27 protein-coding genes are annotated in these 26,142 nt (G+C 68.4%); 16 read left to right on the top strand and 11 right to left on the bottom strand.

What is annotated here, in order from left to right:
- Positions 1 to 283: 283 nt before the first annotated feature.
- Both ACWFRF_RS06780 and ACWFRF_RS06775 read right to left on the bottom strand, forming a co-directional pair.
- Positions 284 to 964: a peptidylprolyl isomerase gene (locus tag ACWFRF_RS06780; RefSeq protein WP_379317597.1), complete on the bottom strand. Its 681-nt coding sequence runs from the start codon at positions 962 to 964 to the stop codon at positions 284 to 286.
- A 136-nt stretch (positions 965 to 1,100) separates the two neighbouring features.
- Positions 1,101 to 2,222: a methyltransferase gene (locus tag ACWFRF_RS06775; RefSeq protein ID WP_379317599.1), complete on the bottom strand. Its 1,122-nt coding sequence runs from the start codon at positions 2,220 to 2,222 to the stop codon at positions 1,101 to 1,103.
- A gap of 228 nt (positions 2,223 to 2,450) precedes the next feature.
- On the opposite strand from ACWFRF_RS06775, the gene ACWFRF_RS06770 reads away from it, so the two are divergent.
- Both ACWFRF_RS06770 and ACWFRF_RS06765 read left to right on the top strand, forming a co-directional pair.
- Positions 2,451 to 3,086 carry a TetR/AcrR family transcriptional regulator gene (locus ACWFRF_RS06770; protein ID WP_452449145.1) on the top strand — a complete coding sequence of 212 codons (636 nt, stop codon included), beginning with the start codon at positions 2,451 to 2,453 and terminating at the stop codon, positions 3,084 to 3,086.
- The gene (locus ACWFRF_RS06765) at positions 3,083 to 4,588 is read left to right on the top strand and encodes an ArnT family glycosyltransferase (RefSeq protein ID WP_379317299.1); all 1,506 of its coding nucleotides are present in this window, start codon (positions 3,083 to 3,085) and stop codon (positions 4,586 to 4,588) included. Before ACWFRF_RS06770 ends, ACWFRF_RS06765 begins: the two co-directional genes overlap by 4 nt.
- A gap of 123 nt (positions 4,589 to 4,711) precedes the next feature.
- Here the strand turns inward: ACWFRF_RS06765 and ACWFRF_RS06760 are convergent, their stop codons facing one another.
- Positions 4,712 to 6,106, bottom strand: coding sequence for an aminotransferase-like domain-containing protein (locus ACWFRF_RS06760; protein WP_387443282.1), 1,395 nt, complete (start codon positions 6,104 to 6,106; stop codon positions 4,712 to 4,714).
- Positions 6,107 to 6,228: 122 nt separating this feature from the next.
- Between ACWFRF_RS06760 and ACWFRF_RS06755 the strand changes: the two genes are divergently transcribed.
- From ACWFRF_RS06755 to ACWFRF_RS06725, 7 genes are read left to right on the top strand one after another with little or no spacing between them, the layout of a single operon-like run.
- A complete protein-coding gene (locus ACWFRF_RS06755) occupies positions 6,229 to 7,068 on the top strand; it encodes a nitrilase-related carbon-nitrogen hydrolase (protein WP_379313812.1) in 840 nt (279 codons plus the stop codon).
- Entirely contained in the window at positions 7,068 to 8,486 is a 1,419-nt protein-coding gene (hydA, locus tag ACWFRF_RS06750) for a dihydropyrimidinase (protein ID WP_379313813.1), read from the top strand. The genes ACWFRF_RS06755 and hydA overlap by 1 nt, the downstream gene beginning before the upstream one ends.
- Positions 8,487 to 8,514: 28 nt before the next feature.
- Complete coding sequence (locus ACWFRF_RS06745; protein WP_452449144.1) at positions 8,515 to 9,558, top strand: TIGR03842 family LLM class F420-dependent oxidoreductase; 1,044 nt, start codon at positions 8,515 to 8,517, stop codon at positions 9,556 to 9,558.
- Between the two features lie 31 nt (positions 9,559 to 9,589).
- The gene (locus tag ACWFRF_RS06740; protein ID WP_452449143.1) at positions 9,590 to 10,531 is read left to right on the top strand and encodes an ABC transporter permease; all 942 of its coding nucleotides are present in this window, start codon (positions 9,590 to 9,592) and stop codon (positions 10,529 to 10,531) included.
- A gap of 50 nt (positions 10,532 to 10,581) precedes the next feature.
- Positions 10,582 to 11,418: an ABC transporter ATP-binding protein gene (locus tag ACWFRF_RS06735; protein WP_452449142.1), complete on the top strand. Its 837-nt coding sequence runs from the start codon at positions 10,582 to 10,584 to the stop codon at positions 11,416 to 11,418.
- On the top strand, positions 11,418 to 12,182 hold the full coding sequence (locus ACWFRF_RS06730; RefSeq protein ID WP_452449141.1) for an ABC transporter permease: 765 nt from the start codon (positions 11,418 to 11,420) through the stop codon (positions 12,180 to 12,182). Before ACWFRF_RS06735 ends, ACWFRF_RS06730 begins: the two co-directional genes overlap by 1 nt.
- Before the next feature lie 13 nt (positions 12,183 to 12,195).
- The gene (locus ACWFRF_RS06725; RefSeq protein ID WP_452449140.1) at positions 12,196 to 13,338 is read left to right on the top strand and encodes an ABC transporter substrate-binding protein; all 1,143 of its coding nucleotides are present in this window, start codon (positions 12,196 to 12,198) and stop codon (positions 13,336 to 13,338) included.
- Between the two features lie 52 nt (positions 13,339 to 13,390).
- Here ACWFRF_RS06725 and ACWFRF_RS06720 read toward each other — a convergent pair whose 3' ends face one another.
- A complete protein-coding gene (locus tag ACWFRF_RS06720) occupies positions 13,391 to 13,894 on the bottom strand; it encodes a nitroreductase/quinone reductase family protein (RefSeq protein ID WP_379313818.1) in 504 nt (167 codons plus the stop codon).
- A 58-nt stretch (positions 13,895 to 13,952) separates the two neighbouring features.
- Between ACWFRF_RS06720 and ACWFRF_RS06715 the strand changes: the two genes are divergently transcribed.
- Complete coding sequence (locus ACWFRF_RS06715) at positions 13,953 to 14,321, top strand: arsenate reductase family protein (protein WP_452449139.1); 369 nt, start codon at positions 13,953 to 13,955, stop codon at positions 14,319 to 14,321.
- Between the two features lies 1 nt (position 14,322).
- Here the strand turns inward: ACWFRF_RS06715 and ACWFRF_RS06710 are convergent, their stop codons facing one another.
- The 5 genes from ACWFRF_RS06710 to ACWFRF_RS06690 form a co-directional block, all read right to left on the bottom strand.
- On the bottom strand, positions 14,323 to 14,874 hold the full coding sequence (locus tag ACWFRF_RS06710) for an NUDIX hydrolase (protein WP_378988108.1): 552 nt from the start codon (positions 14,872 to 14,874) through the stop codon (positions 14,323 to 14,325).
- A gap of 91 nt (positions 14,875 to 14,965) precedes the next feature.
- Positions 14,966 to 15,850 (bottom strand): membrane protein insertase YidC, encoded by an 885-nt coding sequence (yidC, locus tag ACWFRF_RS06705; protein ID WP_452449138.1) that lies wholly within the window; start codon positions 15,848 to 15,850, stop codon positions 14,966 to 14,968.
- 94 nt (positions 15,851 to 15,944) lie between these two features.
- Positions 15,945 to 16,244 carry a DUF6412 domain-containing protein gene (locus ACWFRF_RS06700; RefSeq protein ID WP_379315386.1) on the bottom strand — a complete coding sequence of 100 codons (300 nt, stop codon included), beginning with the start codon at positions 16,242 to 16,244 and terminating at the stop codon, positions 15,945 to 15,947.
- Between the two features lie 122 nt (positions 16,245 to 16,366).
- A complete protein-coding gene (locus ACWFRF_RS06695) occupies positions 16,367 to 17,380 on the bottom strand; it encodes a DUF4873 domain-containing protein (protein WP_452449137.1) in 1,014 nt (337 codons plus the stop codon).
- Entirely contained in the window at positions 17,377 to 18,270 is an 894-nt protein-coding gene (locus ACWFRF_RS06690) for an AurF N-oxygenase family protein (protein ID WP_452449136.1), read from the bottom strand. Before ACWFRF_RS06690 ends, ACWFRF_RS06695 begins: the two co-directional genes overlap by 4 nt.
- 110 nt (positions 18,271 to 18,380) lie before the next feature.
- Here ACWFRF_RS06690 and ACWFRF_RS06685 point away from each other — a divergent pair, with 110 nt between their 5' ends.
- Complete coding sequence (locus tag ACWFRF_RS06685; protein WP_378988093.1) at positions 18,381 to 19,106, top strand: TetR/AcrR family transcriptional regulator; 726 nt, start codon at positions 18,381 to 18,383, stop codon at positions 19,104 to 19,106.
- Position 19,107: 1 nt separating this feature from the next.
- Here ACWFRF_RS06685 and ACWFRF_RS06680 read toward each other — a convergent pair whose 3' ends face one another.
- Positions 19,108 to 20,289: a DUF418 domain-containing protein gene (locus ACWFRF_RS06680; protein WP_452449135.1), complete on the bottom strand. Its 1,182-nt coding sequence runs from the start codon at positions 20,287 to 20,289 to the stop codon at positions 19,108 to 19,110.
- A gap of 148 nt (positions 20,290 to 20,437) precedes the next feature.
- Here ACWFRF_RS06680 and dop point away from each other — a divergent pair, with 148 nt between their 5' ends.
- From dop to pafA, 5 genes are all read left to right on the top strand, one after another.
- Positions 20,438 to 21,937, top strand: coding sequence for a depupylase/deamidase Dop (gene dop, locus ACWFRF_RS06675; RefSeq protein ID WP_378988087.1), 1,500 nt, complete (start codon positions 20,438 to 20,440; stop codon positions 21,935 to 21,937).
- 119 nt (positions 21,938 to 22,056) lie between these two features.
- Entirely contained in the window at positions 22,057 to 22,251 is a 195-nt protein-coding gene (locus ACWFRF_RS06670) for a ubiquitin-like protein Pup (RefSeq protein WP_019047503.1), read from the top strand.
- The gene (gene prcB, locus ACWFRF_RS06665; RefSeq protein ID WP_378988084.1) at positions 22,248 to 23,093 is read left to right on the top strand and encodes a proteasome subunit beta; all 846 of its coding nucleotides are present in this window, start codon (positions 22,248 to 22,250) and stop codon (positions 23,091 to 23,093) included. The genes ACWFRF_RS06670 and prcB overlap by 4 nt, the downstream gene beginning before the upstream one ends.
- On the top strand, positions 23,090 to 23,863 hold the full coding sequence (prcA, locus tag ACWFRF_RS06660) for a proteasome subunit alpha (RefSeq protein WP_301901013.1): 774 nt from the start codon (positions 23,090 to 23,092) through the stop codon (positions 23,861 to 23,863). The genes prcB and prcA overlap by 4 nt, the downstream gene beginning before the upstream one ends.
- A 165-nt stretch (positions 23,864 to 24,028) precedes the next feature.
- Complete coding sequence (gene pafA, locus ACWFRF_RS06655; protein ID WP_194824832.1) at positions 24,029 to 25,387, top strand: Pup--protein ligase; 1,359 nt, start codon at positions 24,029 to 24,031, stop codon at positions 25,385 to 25,387.
- A gap of 93 nt (positions 25,388 to 25,480) precedes the next feature.
- On the opposite strand, the gene ACWFRF_RS06650 is transcribed toward pafA, so the two are convergent.
- Positions 25,481 to 26,116 carry a TetR/AcrR family transcriptional regulator gene (locus ACWFRF_RS06650; RefSeq protein ID WP_378988079.1) on the bottom strand — a complete coding sequence of 212 codons (636 nt, stop codon included), beginning with the start codon at positions 26,114 to 26,116 and terminating at the stop codon, positions 25,481 to 25,483.
- Positions 26,117 to 26,142 lie beyond the last annotated feature (26 nt).

Here is a 26,142-nt window from a genome sequence, read left to right as displayed (position 1 = left end):
GGCCGCGTCCCCGTGGGGCGCGGCCTTCGCGTTTCTGTGCACTTTTTTTCACCGAAACGCTGCGCGGCGGCAAGTGAATAGGGCACGCTTCACTTGTTCGTTTCACCTGATGAGGACTTACGAGGAGCGTTGTCATGGCCGGTTCCGCCGCTGAATTGCTGACCGAGATCATCCTGCAGACCATCCAGAACCTGTTCAGTTCGATCAGCGCCGGCTGATCGAACCAGCCTGCTGCGACGAGGGCCGCGTCTCCCGAAACGGGAGGCGCGGCCCTCGTCGTGGATCAGCCCTGTGTGGTGGTCACGGCGTTGAAGACCACATCGGCCACCGGGGTGCCGTCGGCGCCGCCACCCGCGACACCGGCGTTGGCGACGTTGGTCAGCGCGTCCAGGCCCTCGGTGATGGTGCCGAAGGGGGTGTAGTTCGGCGGCAGCTGGGTGTCGCGGTAGACCAGGAAGAACTGGCTGCCGTTGGTACCGGGGCCCGCGTTGGCCATCGCGACGGTGCCCGCCGGGTAGACGGCGCCCGCGAGGTTCTCGTCGGTGAACTTGTAGCCGGGGCCGCCCATGCCGGTGGCGGTGGGATCGCCGCACTGGAGCACGAAGATGCCCTGGGTGGTGAGCCGGTGGCAGCGGGTGTGGTCGAAGTAGCCCTCGCTCGCGAGGAAGGCGAACGAGTTCACCGTGCGCGGGGCAGCGGCGGCATCGAGCGCGATCGTGACTGCGCCGCAGGTGGTGTCGAGGGTGGCGGTGTGGCTCGCCGCGGTGTCGATGGTGAGTGCCGGTTCGGTGGGCCACTGCTTGCCGTTGGGCTGACCCGCCGCGGCGGGTGCGCAGCCGGGGATCACTGCCTGCCGCACCGGTGCGGTCTGCGCGGCGGGGGCGAGTGCGACCAGGGCGGCCGCGGCGATGCCGACGCCGACGAGCGCGCGAATGAAGGGTCGGTCCTGCGAAATGCTGGTCACCTTGGCGGGATCTCCTCGAGAGCGGTGCTGCCGGACGATGTACCGCGCATCCTGCCAGCCGCAGCGGCTCGCGTGGGGACAGACCACCGGATCCGGTCCGCTCGTCGTGTGATCGACACAGAATCCTGTGCTTTCGCTAGCGAGTCCGCAACCGCCACAGTGTGGTCGTCTCGGCGGTGCGGGCCGCGGCGAGAGGGTCGTCGCGATCGGTCGCGCGGGGATGGCGCGGCCGCGTGGTGAGCTTGCCGAGCACGGACAGGCCCGCGTCGTCGAGCAGGCGGGGGATGTGGTCGGGCGGGCGCAGGCCGAGCAGTTCGGCGAGGTCGGACAGCACCAGCCAGCCCTCGCCGTGGGCGGTGAGGTGCGCGCGCAGGTCGCGGGCGAATTCGGTGAGCATCGACTGATCCTGGTCGTAGACACCGCGTTCCAGGTCCGACGTCGGTACGCCGGGCAGCCAGGGCGGATTGCACACCACGAGATCGGCGCGGCCGGGCGGGTACAGGGTGGGTCCGGTCACGGCGATCGTCCGGCCGAAGCCGAGCCGTTCGGCGTTGTCCTTCGCGCACCGCAACGCCCGCGGGTTGATGTCGGTGGCGACGATCTCGGGGACGCCGCGGGTGGCGAGCAGCGCGGCCAGCACGCCCGTGCCGGTACCGAGATCGAACGCGGTGCGGATCTCGGGATCCAGTGGCGCGTCGGCGACGAGATCGACGTATTCGCTTCGGGTGGGCGAGAACACGCCGTATCCGGGGTACACCCGCGCTCCGAGCGCGGGGACTTCGACACCCTGCTGCTGCCACCGGTAGGCGCTCACCACACCGAGGAGCTCGGTGAAGGCGACCACGCGTTCGGCGTCCGCCGGACCGTACGCCGCCTCGCACGCCGCCGCCACGTCGGGAGCCCGGCGCAGATCGAGCTCGTAGCCCTTGCCCAGCCGGATCAGGAGACTGCCGAGAATGCCCGCCCGGGTGCGCCTTCGGATTCGCTCGTGTTCGTAGAGCGCGCCGAGATCACCGCCTGCGGGCTTCCTCGCCGGCTTGCGATCGGCGCGCCGGCCCAGCGCTTGTAACAGTTGGCGACCATTGTTGTAATCGCCCTGCCACAGCAGTGCCTCACCGGCCCTGATGCGGCGATACGCGTGATCGGCCGAGAGCCGGTCGTCGGCGGTGGTGACGGTGCGCGGCGCGGGCGCGCCGTTCTCCGAATGCCAGACGGCGGTGTGCTGACTGTGCTCTTCGGTCCATGCGATGGTGGACACGGGCTCTCCCGGTGATCGACGGTGCTGGTGACTCGGGTGCATCGACGCGATGCCCGACGCCGAGGTCGGTCGCTAGTGCGCCGGGATGCGACCGATTGCGTCGTCGAGGGCCGTGTCGAGCGTCACCACTGCTGCCTTTCCGCGGGAGGGATTCCTCATTCTGCCGCATCGTCCCAGGCTGACGTCATCTAGGGCGCATTTTCAGGTCGTTCGTGCTAAATTCTGACCATGCGGCCAGAAAACAAGCCGGATGGGCAACACCGCTCGTTCATCGAGGAGGCGCGACGGCGGCAGATCATCGCCGCCACCGTCGAGGTCGTATCGGAACTCGGGTACGCCAACGCCTCTCTGGCCCGGATCGCCGAGCGTGCCGGGATCTCCAAGGGGGTGATCTCCTACCATTTCGACGGCAAAGACGAGCTGATGTCGCAAGTCGTCACCCAGCTCTACGTCTCGGGATCGGAGTTCATGGCGCCGATTCTCACCGCGGCGATCGCCGACGGCTACCGGGCGGCCCTGCACGCCTACCTGTCGTCGAATCTGCAATTCATCGACGACAACAAGAGTTACGTGGCCGCCGTCGGCGATATCGTGCTCAACGTGCGCGGCCCGGACGGCACGCTGCGATTCGACACCGCCGACGGTGAGCGGGAGATCATCGCCCCGCTGGCCGCGGCGCTGGCCGAGGGGCAGCGCACCGGTGAGTTCGGTGACTTCGATCCGACCGTGCTCGCGCGGCTGATCCGCGATTCGATCGACGGCGTCGCCGTCCGGGCGGTGCGAGATCCCGATTTCGATGTGCGCCGGTATCGCACGCACCTCATCCGGATGTACGACGCGGTGACCAGGAAGGACGACCGATGACGACTACTGCGGTATCCACGGAACCCAGTGTGGCGCGGGAGGTTCCGTCGTTCGCCACGCTCGGCGTCGGTGCGATCGCACTGGTGGCCTCGATCGGTTTGTTCGCGGTGCTCGGGCAGTACGGATTCTTCGGCGACGAGTTGTACTTCCTCGCGGCGGGCGGCCATCACCTGGCGGTCAGCTACGCCGACCAGGGCCCGCTGGTGCCGCTGATCGCCCGGTCGATGGATTGGCTCGCACCGGGTTCGCTGGTGGCACTGCGACTTCCGGCTCTGGTGGTCACCGTGGCCGGCATCGTGCTCGCCGCGGCGATCGCACGGGAGCTCGGGGGCGGGCGGGGCGCGCAGCTGATCAGCGCGGCCGCCTACGCGACGTCACCGTTCCTGCTCGTGCAGGGCAGCCAGCTCTCGACCAATGCGATCGACGGGCCGCTGTGGGTGCTCATCACCTGGCTGCTCGTGCGCTGGGTGCGGACTCGCGCCGATGCGTTGCTGATCTGGGCCGGCATCGTCACCGCGATCGACATGCAGGTCAAATGGCTCATCCCGTTCTTCTGGATCTGCGTCGGAATCAGCGTGCTCGCCTACGGGCCCCGTGAGCTGGTGCGCAGGCCCGCGCTGTGGATCGGCGCCGCGATCACCGCGGTCGCGATGGTGCCCAGCCTGCTGTGGCAGGCGGCGAACGGATGGCCACAGCTCGCGATGGGCGGCGTGGTCAGCGCCGAGCAGGAGATGATCGGCGGGCGGTTGATCTTCGTGCCGGTCGCACTGCTCGCGGCGGGGCTGCTCGGCGCGATCCTGCTGGTCTACGGCACGATCCGGTTGTTCCGTGCGGAATCGCTTCGCCCCTACCGGTTCTTCGGGCTGGTGGTCGTGCTGCTCGTGGTCGCGTTCGTGGCGACCGGCGGGCGGCCCTACTACGCCGTCGGCATCTATCCGATCGCGATGGCGGCCGGGGCGGTCGGGCTGGTCGAGGCGAGGGCCACGTGGCAGCGGATCGCCGCGGTTCCGGTGATCGGGCTCTCGGTCGCGCTCGCCGCGTGGTCGCTGCCCTGGCAGCCGGAGTCCTCGATCCCGCCGAGCACCGGTGGCGCGGACCTGCTGCTGCACGGCAAGTTCGGCTGGTCCGACCTGGCCTCGTCCACCGACCTCGCGTACCGGACACTGTCACCGGCCGAGCGCGCGCACGCGGTGATCGTCGCCGAATCCTATTGGCAAGCAGGGGCACTCGAGACATATCGGCAGCAGTACGGCTGGCCCGCGGTGTACAGCCCGAGTCGTGGGTACGGCTATCTCGGCACTCCACCGGATTCGGCGTCCACGGTGGTCTATGTCGGCGCGCAGCACGAGGAGTTGCGCGCGCACTTCGGATCGGTGACGCCGATCGGCCGGGCCGACGCCCGGCTCGGCTACGCGGGTGCCACCCGTGATGTGACGATCTGGCGCTGCGAACTGCCGGTGCGACCGTGGTCGCAACTGTGGACCGACCTGCGTGAGATGTAGCGCCACAACGTGACCGCGCACGGCCGCCCGTCGGAAGCGGTGGACGGAGTGGGCCGGCGGCCGGGGTGCGGCGGGCCCAGCCCTGCCCCACCAGGCCGTCGCCGTGCCAGGCGTGATCAGCGTTCAGGATCTGCGGATGCGGCGGTAGGTCGGGGTGGCGGTCGCCGCGGCGGCGAGCTCGGCGGCGAGCCAGGCGATATCGGTGTCGCCGAGTGCGCCCAGCGTCAGACGTAGATGGTCGCCGGCAGGCTGCTCGCCCGCTTCGAACGGGCCGCCCGGCGCGGCCTTGATGCCCGCGGCGGCGAGGCTGATCATCGCGGCGTTCTCGTCGGAGACCGGGAGCCAGACATTGATGCCGTCGCCCGCGGCCACGACGACATCGTGGCGGGCCAGCGCGCGGCGCAGAACGGTGGCGCGCCTGCGGTATTCGAGGCGCGCGCCCGCGACGGCGGCGCGCGCTCCGGCATCGTGGAGCATCGTCAACAGCACGCGCTGTAGTAGCCGGCTGGACCACCCGGGCCCGAGCATCCGGCGTTCGACCACCGGATCCAGCAGTGCCGCGGGCCCACCCGCGACGGCCAGCCGCAGATCGGCGCCGTGGGACTTGGAATAAGAGCGGATGTAGACCCCGCGATCGGGGAATCGCGCGGCCAGGGAGCGCAGCGGGGTGGTCGCGATGCCCGCGGAGTGGTCGTCCTCGATGATCAGCGCGGGGTACGAGCGCAGTATCGCCGCCAGTTCGCGGACTCTGGCCGCGCCGAGGGAGGCGCCGGTCGGGTTGTGGGCGCGCGGTTGCAGGATCACCGCGCGCGGCGCCGGTCCGTCGAACGCGCGCGCGAATTCCTCGGGCCGGAAGCCGGATTCGTCGAGGCGGACGGCGATCGGGCGCGCGCCGAGGCGGGCGAGCAAATCGAGAAACGGCGGGAAGCACGGATCCTCGACGATCACCGGGTCACCGAAGCGCACGTGTGCGGCGAGGAGCCGGTCCACCGCGTCGAGGGCGCCGTCGAGGACGGTCAGCCGTTCGCACGGCCACGGCCAGTCGGCACGCAGCGCCTCGGCGAGTGCGGGCAGCACCGCCTCGCCGAGATAATGCGCCGAGAGATCGCCCGGCGCGGTATCGCGCGAGAGCGCGTGCAAGGCGGCGGCCAGGTCGGGCAGCAGCGCCGGATCGGGGGTGCCGTGCGAGAGGTCGACGCGAAAGGCGTTGTCGGAGTGCGAGTGCAGGCGCTGATACCGCCCGATCGGCGTCTGCAGTCTCTCGCCGACGAACGTGCCCGCCCGCCCGCGCGCGGTGATCGCGCCGGTCGCGGCCAGCGCGCGCCAGGCCTGGCTGACGGTGGCGGGGGACACCCGGAGTTCGCGGGCCACCTCGCGCACGGTGGGCAGCCGGGTACCGGGAGCGAGTGCGCCCGAGCGGATGCGGCGACCGATCGCGGCGGCGATCCCGGCGGCGGTTCGCTCGTCGAGGTCCCCGGCGAAGTCCGCGGGCAGTGCGGTCGGCGAGGCTTCGGTCATGGACTCATTCTGCGGGGTACTGCGCGGCCGATCCGTGGTGCACGCCAACGTTTACGGCACCGAAACTGTTTCCGCGCTCTTGTAACACAACAGAATCAGTTGTAGGTGCAGTATAACAAAGCATGGGAATCGTCAGAGCGGCGCTCGTCCAGACCACCTGGACCGGTGACAAAGAATCAATGACCACGGCGCACGAGGACTACGCACGGGAGGCGGCGGCGCAGGGTGCGCAGGTGATCTGCTTCCAGGAGTTGTTCTACGGCCCGTATTTCTGCCAGCTGCAGGACACCAAGTTCTACGAGTACGCCGAATCGGTACCGGGCCCGACGACCGAACGGTTCTCGGCTCTGGCCGCCGAGCTGAACATGGTGATGGTGTTGCCGGTGTACGAGCGCGAGATGGACGGGCTGCTCTACAACACGGCGGCTGTGATCGACGCCGACGGCTCCTACCTCGGCAAATACCGTAAGCACCACATCCCGCAGGTGACCGGATTCTGGGAGAAGTTCTACTTCCGGCCGGGCAATCTCGGCTGGCCGGTATTCGACACCGCGGTCGGCAGAGTAGGCGTCTATATCTGTTACGACCGCCATTTCCCAGAGGGCTGGCGAGCGCTCGGCCTCGCGGGTGCCGAAATCGTGTTCAATCCCTCGGCGACGTCGAGGGGGCTTTCCAGCTATTTGTGGAAACTCGAGCAGCCGGCCTCGGCGGTGGCCAACGAGTATTACGTCGGTGCGATCAACCGGGTCGGCATCGAGAGCGAATACGGCGACGACGACTTCTACGGCACGAGCTATTTCGTCGACCCCGAGGGGCAGTTCGTCGGTGAGGTCGCCTCCGATACTTCGCCGGAATTGGTTGTCCGTGATCTCGATATGGATCTGATCAAGATCGTGCGCGAGAGATGGGCGTTCTATCGCGACCGTCGCCCGGAGGCCTACGGACCGTTGGTGAACCCCTGATGCGCACCTTCATCCACGGCGGGACGGTGGTGAGCGCCACCGGTTCCCAGCTCCTCGACGTGCTGATCGACGACGAGACGATTGTCGCTGTCCTGCAACCGGGTTCGACCGCGCTCGGCGCTGATCTCGCGGCCGACGCGGACACGGTGATCGACGCGACCGGCAAGTACGTGATCCCCGGCGGTGTCGACGGGCACACACACATGCAGCTGCCGTTCGGCGGCACCGAGGCCAGCGACACCTTCGAAACCGGGACCAGGGCAGCGGCCTGGGGCGGCACCACCACGATCGTCGACTTCGCGGTGCAGAAACCGGGCCAGCGGGTGCAGGACACCCTCGCGGAATGGCACGGCAAGGCCGCGGGGCGGTGCGCGATCGACTACGGATTCCATCAGATCATCGGCGACGTCAACGACGAATCCCTCAAGGGGATGAGCGAACTCGTCAGCGAAGGCGTCACCAGCTTCAAGCTGTTCATGGCCTATCCGGGGGTCTTCTACTCCGACGACGGCCAGATACTGCGCGCCATGCAGTCCGCGGGCGACCTCGGTGCGCTGATGATGATGCACGCGGAGAACGGCATCGCCATCGACGTTCTCGTCGAACAGGCCCTCGCGCGCGGCGACACCTCGCCCTACTTCCACGGCACCAGCCGTCCGTGGCAGATGGAAGAAGAAGCAACCCATCGCGCGATCATGCTGGCGCAGTTGACCGGTGCCCCGCTGTATGTGGTGCACGTCTCGGCGAAACAGGCGATGCAGCAGATCGTGACCGCGCGTGACAACGGCCAGAACGTGTTCGCCGAGACCTGTCCGCAGTACCTGTACCTCTCACTCGAAGAACAGCTGGGCGCACCGGGTTTCGAGGGTGCCAAGTGGGTCTGCTCGACACCGCTGCGCTCGCGCGCCGAGGGGCATCAGGACGAGCTGTGGCGGTTCATCCGCACCGGCGACGTCACCGCGGTGAGCACCGACCACTGCCCGTTCTGCATGAAGGACCAGAAAGAACTCGGTGTGGGCGATTTCAGCAAGATCCCGAACGGGATCGGCGGGGTCGAGCACCGGATGGATCTGCTGTTCCAGGGCGTCAAGGACGGGCGGATCTCGCGCGAACGGTGGGTGGAGGTCTGCTGCACCACCCCGGCCCGGATGTTCGGCATGTACCCGCGCAAGGGCGTGATCAGCCCGGGTGCCGACGCCGACGTCGTGATCTACGACCCCAACGGACACACCAGCATCGGCCTCGGCAAGACCCACCACATGAACATGGACCACTCGGCGTGGGAGGGCTTCGAAATCGACGGTCATGTCGACACGGTGCTGTCGCGCGGCCGGGTGATCGTCGACGGCGGCGCCTACCACGGCCGCGCCGGGCACGGCCGGTTCCTCCGGCGCGGCCTGTCACAGAACCTGCTGTAGAAACCAACTGCCGAAACGGAGAGTGCCGATGGACATCGGAGTCGTCCTGCAGTGCACACCACCCTCGTCGCGGGTGATCGAACTGGCCAGAGTGGCCGAAACCCACGGGTTCTCGCACGTGTGGACCTTCGACTCGCACCTGCTCTGGCAGGAGCCCTATGTGATCTACAGCCAGATCCTGGCCGCCACCCGGAAGGTGACCGTGGGGCCCATGGTCACCAACCCGGCCACCCGGGACCAGACGGTGACCGCGTCCGTGTTCGCCACGCTCAACGAGATGTTCGGTAACCGCACGATCTGCGGCATCGGGCGCGGTGACTCGGCGGTCCGCACCGTCGGGAACAAGCCGACGACGTTGGCCACCCTGCGCGAATCGGTGGAGGTGATCAGGGAACTGGGCAACGGTCGCAGCGCCCGCGTCGGTGACGTCGAGGTGCGATTCCCGTGGGCCGCCGATTCGCGGCTCGAGGTGTGGGTGGCCGGATACGGGCCCAAGGCCCTCGAGCTCACCGGGCAGGTCGCCGACGGGTTCATCCTGCAACTCGCCGACCCCGACATCACCGCATGGACCATCGGCAAGGTGCGTGCGGCGGCAGCGGCGGCAGGCCGAGATCCGCTGTCGGTGAAGATCTGTGTCGCCGCGCCCGCCTACGTCACCGACGGATCGCAGGCCGCCCTGGAACACGCCCGTGACCAGTGTCGCTGGTTCGGCGGCATGGTCGGCAACCACGTCGCCGACATCGTCGCGAAATACGGTACGGGCAGCGATGTTCCAGCGGCGCTGACCGACTACATCGCCGGCAGGCAGGGCTACGACTACAACCAGCACGGGCGGGCGGGCAACACGCATGCCGATTTCGTGCCCGACGAGATCGTGGACCGGTTCTGCCTGATCGGGACCCCCGACGAGCAGCTCGCCCGGCTGTGGGAGCTCGAGCAGCTCGGCGTCGGCCAGTTCGCGGTGTATCTGCAGCACGATGCCAAAACGGCCACGCTCGAGGCCTATGGCGAGCAGGTGCTGCCGCGGCTGAATCGGCAGGTCACCGCGATCCGAGCGGCCGGTCTGTCATGATCGCCGGGCAATTGCCGGTGGGAGTGCGCCGGTGACCACGGGGACCATCGATCCGGCGACAGCTGTGGTGCCGCAGAAGATCCGAGCTTCCACGCCGGGTCGGACCCGGTTGCTGCGCGCGGTCTACGGGGTGAGCGCGTTCGTGCTCGTGGCGGTGATCTGGGAGCTGGTGAAGGTGCTGGTGCCCGCCGACGGCGTGAGCATCGCGGGCACCCGAGTACTCCCTCGCACCAGCGACGGCGCGCTCCCGCACGTCTGGGCGGTGTTCACCGTGCTCGGCGACGCGGACGGTCAAGGCACCGTCGGCGCGACACTGCTGCGCACGGCGATGTTCACGTTGGGTCTGTCGTTGCTCGCGTTGTTGCTGGGCGCGGTGGTCGGAGTGGCGCTGGCGGTCGCGATGCAACGGTTCGGCTGGCTCGAACGCGGCCTGCTGCCGTATGTGGTGCTGTCACAGACGGTTCCGCTGATCGCGCTCGCGCCGCTGGTGGCGGTCTGGGGCGGCAAACTGTCCATCGGCGGTGAGCCGTGGCGGCCGTGGATGAGCATCGTGGTGATCGCGGCCTATCTCGCCTTCTTCCCGATCGCCATCGGGATGCTGCGCGGGCTGCAGGCGCCGTCGGCGGCCTCGGTCGAATTGATGCGGAGCTGTTCGGCCGGGTGGTGGGCGACGTTGACGCGCTTGCGGTTTCCCGCCGCTGTTCCCTCGTTGATTCCGGCGCTGCGCCTGGCCGCGGCGGCCGCGGTGATCGGCGCGGTCGTCGCCGAGATCTCCACCGGCACCGCGGGCGGGATCGGGCGCCAGATCATCGTGTTCTCCCAACAGGCCACCGGCGATGCGGCCCGGCTGTACGCCGCCGTGCTCGCCGCCGCGTTGCTCGGCGTCGTCCTCACCGCGCTGGTCGGTCTGGTGGAGCTGGCGCTACGCCGCTACAGCCACCCGCCGGGCACCGGCACGGTGAGCGAGGGCTGATGAGCGCCGCCGAAACACTCTCCACGACAACGTTTCAGGAAGAAGTACCCATGACCACCTCAGTCGCCGAACCCGGCAGCCCGGGGTCACCGGTCTCGGCCGCGGTCGAGCTGAGCCATCTCGGCAAGACCTTCGCCGCTGGTGCGGTGACGGCACTGTCCGATGTCTCGCTCACCGTCGCGGCGGGCGAATTCGTCTCGCTCATCGGACCTTCCGGCTGCGGCAAGTCCACCCTGTTGCGGATCGTCGCCGATCTCGAGACGCCCAGCAGCGGCAGTGTCACTGTGCACGGCAAGCCGGCGCGGCAGGCACGGATCGATCAGGACTACGGCATCGCGTTCCAGCAGGCCGGTCTGCTCGACTGGCGCACGGTCGCGGCCAATGTCGAACTGCCCCTGGAATTGCACAAGGTGCCGAAGGCGCAGCGCAGGGCGCGCAGTGCCGAACTGCTCGCCATGGCCGGGCTCAGCGAGTTCGCCGACCGGTATCCGGCCGAACTGTCCGGCGGCATGCAACAGCGCGTCGCGATCGCCCGCGCGCTGGCCCGCACACCGTCGCTGCTGCTGATGGACGAACCGTTCGGTGCGCTCGACGAGATGACCAGGGAACGCATGCAGGGCGAGTTGCTGCGCATCGCGGGGGAGACCGGCGCCGCCGTCGTGTTCGTCACCCACTCGATTCCCGAGGCGGTGTACCTGTCGGACCGGGTGGTGGTGCTGTCCGCACGACCGGGCCGGATCAGTGACATCGTGGCGACCGGCGGCTGGGATCGCGAGGCGGGCACCGATGTCCGGGCGTCCGCGCAGTTCTTCGCCGCCGTCGCCGCGGTGCGCGCGGCTCTGCGCGGCGAGCACGACGACACCGCCGTGGCCGGACGGGATCTGTGATGAAGACCTGGCTGCCGCCGGTACTGGTCGGCATCGTCGCCCTCGCGCTGTGGCAGGTGCTCACCGTGGTGGCGGGCGTGCCCTCGTTCCTGCTTCCCGCGCCCAGCGCTATCGCCGCTCAGTTCGTCGAGAACGCGGGCCGGATCCTGGACGCCTCGCTCGCCACCGGCACGAACGCGCTGATCGGGTTCGTCGCCGGGACGGTGCTCGGCCTGGCCGCCGCCGTTCTCGCGGTGCGATTCGGCGTGATCGACGGGCTGCTCACGCCGCTGGCCGCCGCCGCTGCCACGGTGCCGATCGTGGCGCTGGCACCACTGCTGAACTCGATGTACTCCACCACCACCGAGACACCGCGACGGCTCGTGGTCACCATCGTCGTGTTCTTCCCGGTGTTCGTCAGCACCGCTCGCGGACTGCGGCAGGTGCCGAAGGTGCAAGCCGACCTGATGACCTCCTACGCCGCGTCGGGATGGCAGATCACCCGCACCGTGCGCCTGCCCGCCGCGCTGCCGCACCTGTTCACCGGACTGCGGATCGCGGCCCCCGGCGCGGTCATCGCGGCCATCATCGCCGAATACTTCGGCGGCCTGCAGAACGGACTCGGCAGCCGGATCACCTCCGCCGCGGCCAACACCGCCTATCCGCGGGCCTGGGCCTACGTCGTCGGTGCGATGTGCGTGGGCCTGGTGTTCCTGGCCGCCGTCCTGCTGCTCGAACAACTCACCCGTCGACCCCGAACCCCACTGCTGTCCACGATCCGATGAGGGAGATCAATCCATGACCGAGACCGCACTCCGGTTGCGCACCGCGCTGGCGCTGGCCGCCGTGGCCGCCGCCGCGCTGACCGGCTGTAGTACCACCGACAGTGGCTCCGAGACCACCGCCGACGGCCTCACCAAGGTGACCCTGCAGCTGCAATGGTTCAAACAGGGGCAGTTCGCGGGCTACCTGGCCGCGGTGGACCAGGGCTTCTACAAGGAACAGGGTCTGTCGGTGGAGATCCTCGACGGCGGCACCGACATCGTCCCCCAGACGGTGCTCGCCCAGGGCCAGGCCGACTACGCGGTGGCCTGGGTACCCAAGGCCCTCGCGTCGCGGGAGGCGGGCGCCGGGATCACCGAGATCGCTCAGATCTTCCAGAAATCGGGCACCAAGCAGGTCTCGTTCAAGTCCGAGAACATCGCCGGGCCCGCCGCACTGCGGGGCAAGACCGTCGGAAACTGGGGCTACGGCAACGAATTCGAGCTCTTCGCCGGGATGACCAAGGCGGGCATCGACCCGGCCAAGGACGTGAAACTGGTCCAGCAGCAGTTCGACATGAACGCCTTCCTCGCCAAGGACATCGCCGCCGCTCAGGCCATGTCCTACAACGAGTACGCTCAGCTGCTCGAAACCAAGAATCCGGCCACCGGAAAGCTCTACACCGCAGACGATTTCACCACCATCGACTGGAACGACGAAGGTGTGGCCATGCTGCAGGACGCGCTGTGGGCCAACACCGAGAAGCTGAAGGACAGCAAGTACCAGGATCAGACAGTGAAGTTCCTGACCGCCTCGCTCCAGGGCTGGGCGTTCTGCCGCGACAACCTCGACAAGTGCCGCGACATCACCGTCGCCGCGGGTGCCACGCTCGGCGCCGGGCATCAGCAGTGGCAGATCAACGAGGTGAACAAGCTGATCTGGCCCTCACCCGCGGGCATCGGCACCCTCGACAAGACCGCATGGGATCGCACGGTCTCGATCGCCAAGAACACTAAGAACGCGGAGGGCGCAACGGTTCTCACCAAAAACCCCGATGCCGACGCCTACACCACCGAGTACGTCACCAAGGCGCTGGACCGATTGAAGGCCGCGGGGGTGGACGTGACGGGCGCGAGCTACCAGCCCGCGCAGGTCACCCCGACCGAGGGCGGTAAGTAGTTCACCCACGCGCGACGGTCCATCGCACGGCCGATGGACCGTCGCCGTGCGTTCAGCGCGGAGTCAGGCCGATGACCACACCGCCCTGCTGCCAGGTCTGGTAGATGTCGGCCTTGGACGGTTCGCCGTCGGGGAGGTAGCCGATGCCGTTGAACTTCGCGTTCTGCTCGTTGTCGCGCGCGATCACCGCGAACAGCTCCAGAACGTGCTGTTCGTCGGTGTACACGGTGGCGGTGAAGGTTTCGGGTGCCCCGCCACGCGACAGGCGCACCTGCGCGCCGCCCTGGAGATTCTTCACCCACGGCCGCAGCGCCGTGCCGATCAGCAAGTCGCCGCCGTGCACGGTGTAGGCCACCGGGACGTCGTAGACGGCGCCGGATCTGCGGCCGACCACATGCAGGGTGGCCAGCCGTTTGCCGACGATGCCGGACAGCACCGGCACCTTCAGCAGGCCGCGGATGAGGGTATTGAGCTGGGACTGAAAGGAGCGGATCGGCTCGGGGCCGGTGGTCGTCGGTGTGCCGTAAGGGTTTTCGGGAGACGCGGAATCGCTCATGATCCCAGTATCGCCACGTGCGAGCGTGCCCGCAGTACAGGTGACCTACGCTGCGAAGATGACATCTGGGCAGACCGAGATCTGGCACAACCCGCGCTGCACGAAGAGCCGCAACGCCACCGCGCACCTCGACGCGGCCGGCGTGGAATACACCGTGCGCCGCTACCTCGATGATCCCCCGACCGTCGAGGAACTGCGGGCGGTGCTCACGCGGCTGGGTGCGCAGCCCTGGGATATCACCCGCACCGGCGAGCAGATCGCCAAGGATCTCGGAATGGCGGAATGGGGGCGCACCGAGGCCGACCGGGACCGGTGGCTGAACGCGTTGGCACAGCATCCGCAACTGATCCAGCGGCCCATCGTGCTCACCGCCGACGGCGGCGCGGTGGTGGCGCGCGACGAGGAATCGCTGCGCGCGCTCGACTGAGTCAGGGCCGCGCGCCGTCGTCTCCGATGAGCAGACCGTCCAGGACCGCTCGCGTGTCGGGAACGAACGGCCACGCCGGATCACGCAGGTGCGCACGCAGTTCGGCATCGGTCCACCACCAGCCGTCCGCGATCTCGGACGGCTGGTGGACGAACGGACCGTCGCAGCGGTACTCGTAACCGAACAGGTGGCAACGCAGCGCGCGACCCGCCCAGTCGCCGTCCCAGGACGCGGTGGCGCGCAACGGAAGTACCGTGCCGGCGGGGACGGCGATGCCCAGCTCCTCGCGAAGTTCGCGGATCGCGGTGTCGGACGGGTTCTCACCGGCGTCGACCACCCCGCCCGCGAGGCAGTCGTGCATGCCCGCGAAGACGAGTTTGGTGTCGGTGCGCCGGTGGACGTACACGCGGGTTCCGTCGGACGATCGCACGAGAACGCCCGCGCTCGCGTGCCACAGGCCGTCGCGGTAGACGGTGCCTCGATCGGCCTCGCCGATCACCAGCCCCTCGGCGTCGTAGACGGCGAGCAGTTCGTCTTCCGGATTCGCTGACACCGCCCGAGGGTAACCGCCGGAAGCGCTGACCGGCGCGCGGTCGATCGGCCGCGAGTGCGGGGAGTTACATCCCCGCGTCTCGGCCCGTGATTCATCGTTTCCGGCGCTGGGGCTTCACCCCCGGTCGCGGAGCGGCGGCTCGGGCCGCCGTGGCGACCAGCGCCTTCTTCGCGGATTCCTCGGCGGCGAGAGTGCGCCGGATCAGGTACTGCTGGCCGCAGGTCCACAGCGCGTTGGTGGCGAAATAGGTGAGCACGACGACAGGCAGGACGGCGCCGCTGATGAGCGCACCCGCCGGGAACACCCACAGCGACAAGGTGCGCATGATCGCGGCCGTGCTGTTGTCCGCGACCGCCGGGATGAGCCGGGCCGTGAAGTGCGTGGCGAGAGCGGCGATCAGCACCAGCGGGATGGCGAGCGCCGCGACCGCGACGACAACCTCACCCGCGCCGGACAGGGTCGCCGACAGCGGTGCGCCGAACAATCTGGCGTCGAGGAACGCACGGACCTCGGGCGCGCCGAACAGGTAGTTGGCGGTGGCGTTGTTCACCTCGACCGACAGCGGGCTGTCCGTCGAGGTGAACGGGCCGACCGCGTAGGCGCCGGTCCGGTCGAACGAGCGCAACACGTGGAACAGGCCGAGGAAGACCAGCCCCTGCGCGATCAGCGGTACGAACCCGGCGAACATGCTGACGTTGTGCTCGCGCTGGAGCAGCCGGATCTTCTCGGCCTGGGCGCGCGGATCGTCGCGGTGGGTGCGGCGAATGGCGTCCATCTGCGGTTGCAGCGAACGCAGAACTTGCTGGGAGCGGGCTTGCCGGAGCGCGGTGCGCACGAGCAACGCGCGGACGGTGACGACCAGCGCGACGACGGCGAGAAGCCAGGCCAGACCACTGGCCGCGCCGAGCGGGATGGCGAAGAGCTGGTGCCAGCACCACAGGACCGCGGACACGGGAAAATAGACGAAATCGAGCATGACGGGACGACCTGTCCGTGCAGCGTGCGCGAACGCACGAAAGGGGGAGTGGGATCACGAGATCCGACAGGCGGCGCCGATGGCGCGGCACCTGTCAGAGGTGATCGATCCCCGGAGCTCGTGGACGTGGACGACCGGCGGAATCCGGATTGCTCTGTCGCAGAAAGGAACCGCGCAGGCGGCGCTGTGCCGACCGCGGCGGACCCACACTCGCGACCCGGACCGGCAGGTGACTGCGACCGGTGACCGCGACCAGCGCACACACCATCGCGGCGGCGACCGCACCGAACGCGAGCATGCGGGTGGCCTCGCCGCCCGGTGTGGAGATGAGCACGAAGGCGGGCAGCACGCACGCGAGAACCGCGTACGCCATCACCATCGCCCGTGCCTGCATGTCACCGAGCATACCGACGGTGCAGGGCGGCGGTGCCCGCACGCCGAGTGGGGGGCCGTTCACCGCCCGGCAATGCACACCGGGTCGAGGTCGGTGGCTGACTCGACGGAGGAGGGTCGCGGCTATGCCTCGAGCGCGAAGGGCGGGGTGCCGATGCCGGTAACGCGGAGATTGCCCCACGGGTCGCGTTCGGTGAGGTTCGCTGCCGCGGGTGCGCGACCGGGCACGACGAGCAGGGCGGAGGCTCGCGTCGGTTCGGGGAGCGCGGTGGACTCGGCGGGGTCGAGGCGGCCGTACCAGTGGTAGCGGCCGTCGATCGGGTCGATGTGGCCGGTGAGGGTGGCGATGACGGGATATTCGGCGCCGGGTAGATCCAGGACGGCAGGCCCGGCGTAGTCGTGATCCGAGTGCCGGTCGGCGGCGACGGTGATGTCGAAATGGTGGGGTTTTGGGCGGCCCGGGCGACGTGTGTTCGAGGACGGATCGAGCCTCCGGTGGTATTCGTGCTGGGTGCTGGCGCGCACTTCGATCCGGGTGCCTGATTGCCGCTGCAGAGCGCGGACCCAGGTGGCGATGAGATCGACTCGGGCCGACTGGGCGACCCGCGGTTCCTCGACGGCGGGTTCGGTACTGCCGACGAAGAACAGGTTCGGGAAGCCATGGGTCGCGATCCCGCGAAAGGTGACCGGAGCGTGCGACCACGCCGCGTCGAGCGTGCGGGCCGCACGTCCCGTCACCGGCAGTCGGACGCCGGACGGTGTCTCGGGCAGGGCGCCGACGGGACGGTATGTGGATTCCGATGCGGCGCCGACCCGGAGCCGCCGGGTGGTGTCGGCGGCCAGAATCACCACCCTCGCCTGGGCGGGCTCGTTCCCGGCCGAGTGGATCAGCCAGTGGTCCCCGTTCTCGTCGAAAACGAGTTCGCTGATATCGACCAGCCGCCGGGGGACCGGCCGATCATCGCGAGACAGCCATCTGCGCGGTGCCGTCCATGGTGTCCGGCGCTGTCTGCCGACCGGAGATCGGGACGCCTCGCCCGCTGAAACCGGTTCGTAGACACTTACTTCGGCGATTCCGGCCGCTCGCAGCCGCCGCACGATCGCCCGGGATTCGGTCCCGATGACAGCGACGCTCACAGCAGACCCACCGCCCGCCACCGCCTGCGTCCGGCCGATCCGATCAGTCCGTGCTGACCCAGGAACGTCACCAGTTCCGCCGCTCCGGTCGCCCTGGATTCCCGCGCGACCGGATTGCGAAGTGCCGCGCCACGTGCCTGTCGACCGTCGAGTCCGGCGCGAATGTAGATGTGCCGGTTGGTGATCAGTGACACGAACAGCGGTCCGGCCACTGCCACACACAGGCGGACATAGGCCCGCTCGCCCGCCGACATCGCGGGCACGCGCCGGGCCAGCGCGTCCCTGGCGAAGCCGATGTGGCGTGCCTCCTCGGTGACGTGGATGCGCATGGCGCGCGCGACGATCGGCTGCAACTGCGGATCGTCGAGCATCCGTCGCTGCAGGGCGTCGAAGATCTCCTCACCGACCAGGGCCGCCACCCACACCATCGGGCCGCGCAGCACGGCGGGTAGCGCGGTGATCGCGAGCCGCGCCGCCGGACGCGGCCAGTAGGGGCGGGCCTCGATGCGCTCGATGAGTTTGCCGAACATCATCATGTGCCTGCACTCGTCGGCCATCTCGGTGAGCGTGTAGTGCGAGGTCGCGGACGTGGGATCGCCGCGCAGCAGCTCACGCAGCAGCAGCCGGTTGAGCAGGTTCTCGAACCAGATGCCGACCGAGAGCACATTGGCCAGTTCCTGGCGCGAGAGTTCCCGCTGCTGGTCGAACGTCATCGCCGCCCACAGGTCGGTCCCGTAGAGCGAGATGACGCGCGGTGGCAGGAACAGCTTCGCCGGGTCGAGGGGTTGCTCCCAGGCGATGTCGACCACCGGGTCGTAGGTTCTTCGCAGCGAGCCGATCAGCAGGCGCTGGGCGAAGGAATCGCGCGGGGAGGCGGTAACGTTGCGCATCGCGGGCTCACTCTCGGCGGAACGTGCCACGCTTGGTGTTACAGCGTGTATCACCAAGGTTAGTGGAACGCGGTGTCACGGTCAATGTCGGCACGGGTATCGTTAGCACTGTGACTGCCCCATCCGCGCACGCCGATCAGACCGCCGCCGACGGTCGCGCCACCCGCTGGCACGGGCACAAAGAGCGCCGTCGCGCGGAGATGATCGACGCCGCCATCGAGGTGATCGAGCAACACGGTCTCGAGATCTCGGTGCAGCTGATCGCCGAGCATCTGGCGCTGCCACGACCGGTGGTCTACCGCCATGTCGGTGGCCGGGCCGAACTCGACGCACTCGCGCGGCAGCGGATCCTGGAGTTGCTGCTCGCGGAGTTGCTACCCGCGCTGCAGTCCGACGGCGCACTCAAAGACGCCGTGCGCGGCGCCATCGGCACCTATCTCGGCTGGATCGAGCGCCACCCGAATCTGCATCGCTTTCTCGGCGATGCGGCACCGCAGGGCGCGCCGAGTCTCAGCGGCGCGGGCCGTGCGGTGGGTGGACAGCTCGCCGACATCTTCGCGGCCACCCTGGCCCGCTTCGGCATCGACCCGGCGCGCGGGCGGCCGATGGCGTTCGGCATGGTCGGCCTCGTCGACGGTGTGGTGGCGAGTTGGCGTGCGGACCCGGAGCCGGTGCTCACCACCGAGCAGGTGCAGGGCATTCTGACCGAGTCGGTGCTGTCGCTGTTCGAGGGCAATGCCCGCAGTCTCGGAGTTCCGCTGCAACGGGATTCGCTGATCGCCGACCTGCTCATCGCGCCGGACGCGGCCCCGCCGCCCGACGAGCGGCTGCGCTGACTCAACCGGCCAGCGCGCGATAGGTTCGATTCCACAGCCACTCCACGGGACCGCGCTCGAAACGACGCAACCACAGGTGCGCGAAGAGGATGATCGCGACGGCCACGACCAGGTAGATCGCCACCGTGAACGGCGCCTTGGCTGAATCCGGTACCCGCGCCGCCAGCCCGAGACCCCAGCCGTAGCAGAGGAAACCGGCGATCAGATTCTGCAGGATGTAGCAGCTGAGCGCGGTGCGGCCGACTTCGCTCAGCCGGGTGCCCGCGAACCCGAGGCGTGGTTTGCGCAGGTAGAACTCGGCGACCGCGGCCAAGATTCCGAGGGCGACGAACGGTGCCGTCGCGTACCGCGCGACGAAGATGAAGTCGCCGCCGCCCGCGAGGCCGAGTGTCAGATCCAGCGGGGCGGCGATCGCGAACCCGACCACCATGAGCCGCCGTCGAATGCGCGCGCCCTCGGGCCGGAAGACGCCCGCCCGGAACAGGCGCGCGCCGAGCAGGAACAGCGCGATCGACATCGGGAACACGAAGATCGCCTCGAGCCGGAAGATCAGCGCGTGGTCGAGGCGGAACAGCACCAGATCCCAGAAGGAGCCGTCCGCGTAGGGATTGGGATCCAGCGGCGCCGACTCGGTGCTGTCCTGCTGTGGCGCGAAGGCCAACGCGGCGGCTATCGACGTCAACATCGTCACGTGGACCGAGGCGGCGATGATCAGCCAACGGCGTTGCGCTCGTTCGGTTGTCGCGAGGATGTAGGCGACGACGAGGCCGGTCATCGCGTAACCCATCAGGACATCGAACTCCGCCACGAGCAGAAAGTTCAGCAGGCCGTCGAGGAACAGCAGCCCCGCGCGGTAGGGATATCTGCCGGGCCACGGCCGACCCGCCCGCTGGGCCGAACCCTGCTGGATGGCCAGGCCGATCCCGAACATCACCGTCAGCAGGCCCAGGAACTTGCCCTGGGCGAGTTGCTGCAGCACCCGCTCGGACCACATCCAGGCGTTCTCGGGGGCCGCGGCGAGCTCGTCCAAGTAGCCGACCATGCCCGCCGAATTGGTGAAGATCCAGATATTGGTGCCGAGGGTGCCCAGGATCGCGATGCCGCGCAGCACATCCAGCGCGATCAGGCGAGCGGGCCGGGGCGCGACGGGCGCTTCGGTGGGGGGTGCGACGGCATCGGTCATGCACCGAGTATCAGCGCGTGAGCGGCCCGGCGGATCGCTCACGAGAACGATTCCGGGGTCCCCCTCTTGGGGGAGGTGACCGGCCTCCAGCAGCCCCGCTGGGCCGAGATGCGGGTGCGGGTACAGCACGTCGCCTAGGCTCGACGGTATGCAGCGCATCATCGGAATCGAGGTCGAATACGGCATCTCGACCCCCACGGAGCCGACGGCCAACCCGATCCTCACCTCCACGCAGGCCGTTCTCGCCTATGCCGCCGCCGCGGGAGTGCCGCGAGCCAAGCGCACCCGCTGGGACTACGAGGTCGAATCCCCGCTGCGTGACGCGCGTGGTTTCGACCTCAGCCGGATGAGCGGGCCCGCCCCGGTCATCGACGCCGACGAGGTCGGCGCGGCCAACATGATCCTCACCAACGGCGCCCGGCTCTACGTCGACCACGCCCACCCGGAGTACTCCGCCCCCGAGGTCGTCGACCCGCTCGACGCGGTGATCTGGGACAAAGCGGGCGAGCGGGTGATGGAGGCGGCCGCCCGGCACGCCTCCAGCGTGCCGGGGGCGCCCCGGCTGCAGCTGTACAAGAACAATGTCGACGGCAAGGGCGCGTCCTACGGCACCCACGAGAACTACCTGATGAGCCGCGACACCCCCTTCAGCCACATCATCGCCGGACTGACCCCGTTCTTCGTCTCCCGTCAGGTGATCTGTGGCGCGGGCCGGGTCGGCATCGGGCAATCGGGTGACCACGCCGGTTTCCAGCTGTCCCAGCGTGCCGACTACATCGAGGTCGAGGTCGGCCTGGAGACCACGCTCAAACGCGGCATCATCAACACCCGCGACGAGCCGCACGCCGACGCCGACAAGTACCGGCGGCTGCACGTGATCATCGGTGACGCCAACCTCGCCGAGATGTCGACCTACCTCAAGGTCGGCACCACCGCGCTGGTGCTCGACATGATCGAGGCGGGCGAGGACCTCTCGGAGTTCCAGCTGGCCCGCCCGGTCACCGCCGTGCACCAGATCAGCCACGACCCGACGCTGCGCGCCACCGTCGCGCTGGCCGACGGGCGCGAGCTGACCGGCCTTGCGCTGCAACGGCTCTACCACGAGCGCGTGGCCAAGTTCGTCCAGCGCGAAGCCAACGAAGACCCGCGCGTGCTCGACATCATCGACAAGTGGGCGATGGTCCTGGACCTGCTCGAGCGCGATCCGATGGACGCCGCGCACCTGCTCGACTGGCCGGCCAAACTGCGACTGCTCGAGGGCATGCGCACCAGGGAAGGCCTGGGCTGGGCCGCGCCCAAACTGCACCTGATGGACCTGCAGTACTCCGACGTTCGCCTGGACAAGGGGCTCTACAACCGCCTGGTCGCCCGCGGGTCGATGCAGCGGCTCGTCAGCGAACAGCAGGTGCTCGACGCGATGACCAACCCGCCCACCGACACCCGCGCCTACTTCCGCGGTGAGTGCCTGCGACGCTTCGGCGCCGATATCGCCGCCGCCAGTTGGGATTCGGTGATCTTCGATCTCGGTGGTGATTCGCTGGTCCGGATTCCGACGCTGGAACCGCGCCGGGGCACGAAAGCGCACGTCGGCAGGCTGCTCGATGCCTCGCGCACGGCCGCGGAGCTGGTCGAGCAGCTCACCCACTGACGCGATCGAGGGGTCGACTGCGCGACAATCCGATCGCTATCGACCACCTTGTCGGATCCGCTCGGTAGGGTTGTGGGACACACACGATCATCGTGATGAGGAAGAGGAGGTCGGCTGCCATGGCACAAGAGCAGACCAAGCGCGCCGGGGGTGGCGACGAGGACGAGGGCCCCGAGGGCGTAGACGCGGCAGGGCAGGAACGCCGCGAGAAGCTGGCGGAGGAAACCGACGACTTGCTCGATGAGATCGATGACGTGCTCGAAGAGAACGCCGAAGACTTCGTGCGGGCATATGTGCAGAAGGGCGGCCAGTGACCCCAGGTGACCCCTTGCGCCTCCACGCGGGGCGGGCTCTCTCCTCGTTCACCGAACATCTCCGCATGCACGCTCCGGACCTGTTGCCCGCCAACAGGTTCCCGATCTCGGATCTGACCGCGACGAAGGATCTGGCGCCGCACGGCACCACCATCGTCGCGGTCACCTACCGTGGCGGCGTGCTGATCGCGGGCGACCGCAGGGCCACCATGGGCAACCTGCTCGCCAGCCGCGACACCGAGAAGGTGTACATCACCGACACCTTCTCGGCCGCGGGTATCGCCGGTACCGCGGGCATCGCGATCGAGATGGTGCGGCTGTTCGCCGTGGAGCTGGAGTACTACGAGAAGATCGAAGGCGTGCCGCTCACCTTCGACGGTAAAGCCAACAAGCTGTCGAAAATGGTTCGCGACAACCTGCCTGCCGCCATGCAGGGCCTGGCAGCGATCCCGCTGCTGGTCGGTTTCGACGACCAGATCCTCGACCCCGACCGGTCCGGCCGCATCGTGTCCTACGACGTGGTCGGCGGGCGTAGCGAGGAGCGGTTCGGCTACACCGCCGTCGGCTCCGGTTCGACGTTCGCGAAGTCGTCGCTGAAGAAGCTCTACCAGCGCGGCATCGACCAGGACCGGGCGCTGCGGATCGCGGTGGAATCACTGTTCGACGCCGCAGACGACGACACCGCCACCGGTGGTCCCGACATGCTGCGCGGGATCTACCCGACAGCGGTGGTGATCGACGCCGACGGTGCGGACGAGATCGGTGAGGATCGTCTCGCCGAGATCGCCCGCGGTGTGATCGCCGACCGGGAAGCCGCGGAAGAAGGGGGCGCCGTCCTATGACGCTGCCGTATTACGCCTCGGCCGAGCAGATCATGCGCGACAAGACCGAGCTCGCCCGCAAGGGCATCGGTCGCGGTCGCAGCGTGATCGTGCTGGTCTACGCCGACGGCGTGCTGTTCGTCGCCGAGAACCCCTCGGCGACGTTGCACAAGGTCAGCGAGCTCTACGACCGCGTCGGATTCTCCGCGGTCGGCAAGTACAACGAGTTCGAGGCTCTGCGCCGCGGCGGCATCTTGCAGGCCGACCTCAAGGGTTACCAGTACGACCGGCGCGATGTCACCGGGCGTGGACTGGCCAACCTGTACGCGCAGACCCTCGGGTCGATCTTCACCGATCAGCTCAAGCCCTACGAGGTGGAGATCTGCGTCGCCGAGGTGGGTTATCCCGAACAGTCACCGACCTCGGTGCTGTACCGGATCACCTTCGACGGGTCCATCGTCGACGAACGCGAGTACGTCGTCATGGGCGGCACCACCGAGCCGATCCTGACCCAGCTCAAAGCCACCTACAAGCCGGGTCTGTCCCTGGACGACGCGTTGAAGGTGGCGATCGGCGCACTGCTGGCCGGTCAGCCCGAAGCCGACAAGGACAAGCGTTCGCTCGGTGAGGCCTCCCTCGAGGTGGCCACACTCGAGCAGCAGCGGCCGCGCCGGGCGTTCCGCAGGCTGCAGGGCCCCGCCCTGGAGTCGGCGCTGGCCGCGTCGAAGTCCAAGCCCAAGCCGGTCAAAGAGGCGAAGCTGCCAGAACCCGACGACGACGCGGGGAAATAACCCACCGTCACGATCATGATCGGGCCTGCGAATCGCACCGGTTCGCAGGCCCGATCTCGTCGTGTGCGCGGAGGTCGTTCGCTGTCCGAATCGTTGTGAACACGTATGCGAATGGGATGTCAGGAGCGCCGCGCGGGCACTGGTCATGGCTGTACTGTCGATAGTGTGCAGCGACGAATCATGGGGATCGAGACCGAGTTCGGTGTGACATGCACCTTCCACGGTCACCGTCGGCTGTCCCCCGACGAGGTAGCCCGGTACTTGTTCCGCCGGGTGGTGTCCTGGGGCCGTAGCTCCAATGTCTTCCTTCGCAACGGTGCCAGGTTGTACCTCGACGTCGGATCGCATCCCGAGTACGCCACCGCCGAATGCGACAGCCTGGTCCAGTTGGTCACCCACGACCGGGCCGGCGAGCGGGTGCTGGAGGACCTGCTCATAGACGCCGAACAGCGCCTCGCCGAAGAAGGCATCGGCGGCGACATCTACCTGTTCAAGAACAACACCGACTCCGCGGGCAACTCCTACGGCTGCCACGAGAACTTCCTCGTGGTCCGGGCGGGCGAGTTCTCCCGGATCTCGGATGTGCTGCTCCCGTTCCTGGTCACCCGCCAGCTCATCTGTGGCGCGGGCAAGGTGCTGCAGACGCCGAAGGCGGCCACGTTCTGCCTGTCGCAGCGCGCCGAGCACATCTGGGAGGGCGTCTCCTCGGCGACCACCCGCTCGCGCCCGATCATCAACACCCGCGACGAGCCGCACGCCGACGCCGAGAAGTACCGGCGCCTGCACGTGATCGTCGGTGACTCCAACATGGCCGAACCGACCACCATGCTCAAGGTCGGTACCGCCTCGCTGGTGCTGGAGATGATCGAGGCAGGGGTGTCGTTCCGCGATTTCGCGCTCGACAACCCGATACGGGCCATTCGCGAGGTCAGCCACGATCTCACCGGTCGCCGTCCCGTGCGCCTGGCCGGCGGGCGCCAGGCCAGTGCCCTGGAGATCCAGCGCGAGTACTACGCCCGCGCCGTCGAGCACCTGCGCAACCGCGATCGCGATCCGCAGGTCGACGCGGTGGTGGATCTGTGGGGTCGCACGCTCGACGCGGTCGAGGCACAGGACTTCGCCAAGGTCGACACCGAGATCGACTGGGTGATCAAGCGCAAGCTGTTCCAGCGCTACCAGGACCGCTACAGCATGGAGATGTCGGATCCCAAGATCGCCCAGCTGGATCTGGCCTACCACGACATCAAGCGTGGTCGCGGGGTCTTCGACCTGCTCCAGCGCAAGGGTCTGGCCAAGCGGATCACCGAGGACGACGCCGTCGATGCCGCCGTGGACACCCCGCCGCAGACGACGCGAGCCAAGCTGCGTGGTGACTTCATCACCGCCGCGCAGGAAGCCGGCCGCGACTTCACCGTCGACTGGGTGCACCTCAAGCTGAACGATCAGGCGCAGCGCACGGTGCTGTGCAAGGATCCGTTCCGATCGGTCGACGAACGCGTCGACCGGCTGATCGCCTCGATGTAGGCGAACCCCTCAGACGGGGGGACCGACAACAGAACCGGTGGCGCATGGGAGCGATCGCGTAGGCGCCACCGGTTTTGTTGTGTGTGGGCAGGCTCAGTCCGCGGTGACGACGGTCGCGTAGGTGGCGGTGAGGCCGGCGATGAACGCGGTGAGCGCCAATTCGAAGCTGTCGTCATCGATTTCGTCGGCGATCGCCCGCAGCAGGTGTGCCTGATTCAGGTGCGGGTAGCGGTCGCGGTAGACCTGCACGTCGTCGGCGAAGCCGCCGGCGAACGAGCCCACCGTCGAACCCATGACCAGGTAGCGGGTGGCCGCGCCGATCATGGTGGCGTAGCGCGGTGGCCAGCCCGCACCGACCAGACCGCCGTGTACGGCGTCGGCGGCGCGCAGGTTCTCGGCTCGGCGGCCCGGGCCGGTGGCCAGGTACGGCACGAAGTTCGGGTGGGTGGCCAGCGCGCCGCGATAGCTGCGCGCCCAGTCCGCGAGTGCGCGATCCCAGCTCATGGAGTCGAAGGCCGAGGTGTCGACGTGGCTCATGATGCCGGTGGCGATGTCGTCGAACAGGTCGTCCTTGTTCGGGTAGTGGCCGTAGAGCGAGGCGGCCTGCACGCCGAGTTCGGCGCCCAATTTGCGCATGGAGACTTCGGCGAGCCCGTCGCGGTCGATCAGGACCAGCGCGGCGTCGCGAATGCGCTCGCGGCTCAACAGCGGAACGCGCGGCCTCGCCATGCGGTACTTCCTCTCTCGTCGGGAAT

The sequence above is a fragment of the Nocardia sp. NPDC055165 genome, from assembly GCF_053606985.1.
This window is presented reverse-complemented; position numbering and strand designations above follow the sequence as displayed.

Excerpts from the sequence above, each read along its gene's own strand:
- ACWFRF_RS06715 (WP_452449139.1), top strand. The coding sequence starts at position 13,953 with ATGACATCTGGGCAGACCGAGATCTGGCACAACCCGCGCTGCACGAAG.
- ACWFRF_RS06760 (WP_387443282.1), bottom strand. The coding sequence starts at position 6,106 with ATGACCGAAGCCTCGCCGACCGCACTGCCCGCGGACTTCGCCGGGGAC.
- ACWFRF_RS06690 (WP_452449136.1), bottom strand. The coding sequence starts at position 18,270 with ATGCGCAACGTTACCGCCTCCCCGCGCGATTCCTTCGCCCAGCGCCTG.
- ACWFRF_RS06730 (WP_452449141.1), top strand. The coding sequence starts at position 11,418 with ATGAAGACCTGGCTGCCGCCGGTACTGGTCGGCATCGTCGCCCTCGCG.
- ACWFRF_RS06680 (WP_452449135.1), bottom strand. The coding sequence starts at position 20,289 with ATGACCGATGCCGTCGCACCCCCCACCGAAGCGCCCGTCGCGCCCCGG.
- ACWFRF_RS06765 (WP_379317299.1), top strand. The coding sequence starts at position 3,083 with ATGACGACTACTGCGGTATCCACGGAACCCAGTGTGGCGCGGGAGGTT.
- ACWFRF_RS06720 (WP_379313818.1), bottom strand. The coding sequence starts at position 13,894 with ATGAGCGATTCCGCGTCTCCCGAAAACCCTTACGGCACACCGACGACC.
- ACWFRF_RS06670 (WP_019047503.1), top strand. The coding sequence starts at position 22,057 with ATGGCACAAGAGCAGACCAAGCGCGCCGGGGGTGGCGACGAGGACGAG.
- ACWFRF_RS06650 (WP_378988079.1), bottom strand. The coding sequence starts at position 26,116 with ATGGCGAGGCCGCGCGTTCCGCTGTTGAGCCGCGAGCGCATTCGCGAC.
- ACWFRF_RS06725 (WP_452449140.1), top strand. The coding sequence starts at position 12,196 with ATGACCGAGACCGCACTCCGGTTGCGCACCGCGCTGGCGCTGGCCGCC.
- hydA (WP_379313813.1), top strand. The coding sequence starts at position 7,068 with ATGCGCACCTTCATCCACGGCGGGACGGTGGTGAGCGCCACCGGTTCC.
- ACWFRF_RS06755 (WP_379313812.1), top strand. The coding sequence starts at position 6,229 with ATGGGAATCGTCAGAGCGGCGCTCGTCCAGACCACCTGGACCGGTGAC.
- prcA (WP_301901013.1), top strand. The coding sequence starts at position 23,090 with ATGACGCTGCCGTATTACGCCTCGGCCGAGCAGATCATGCGCGACAAG.
- ACWFRF_RS06700 (WP_379315386.1), bottom strand. The coding sequence starts at position 16,244 with ATGCAGGCACGGGCGATGGTGATGGCGTACGCGGTTCTCGCGTGCGTG.
- yidC (WP_452449138.1), bottom strand. The coding sequence starts at position 15,850 with ATGCTCGATTTCGTCTATTTTCCCGTGTCCGCGGTCCTGTGGTGCTGG.
- ACWFRF_RS06735 (WP_452449142.1), top strand. The coding sequence starts at position 10,582 with ATGACCACCTCAGTCGCCGAACCCGGCAGCCCGGGGTCACCGGTCTCG.
- ACWFRF_RS06770 (WP_452449145.1), top strand. The coding sequence starts at position 2,451 with ATGCGGCCAGAAAACAAGCCGGATGGGCAACACCGCTCGTTCATCGAG.
- dop (WP_378988087.1), top strand. The coding sequence starts at position 20,438 with ATGCAGCGCATCATCGGAATCGAGGTCGAATACGGCATCTCGACCCCC.
- ACWFRF_RS06745 (WP_452449144.1), top strand. The coding sequence starts at position 8,515 with ATGGACATCGGAGTCGTCCTGCAGTGCACACCACCCTCGTCGCGGGTG.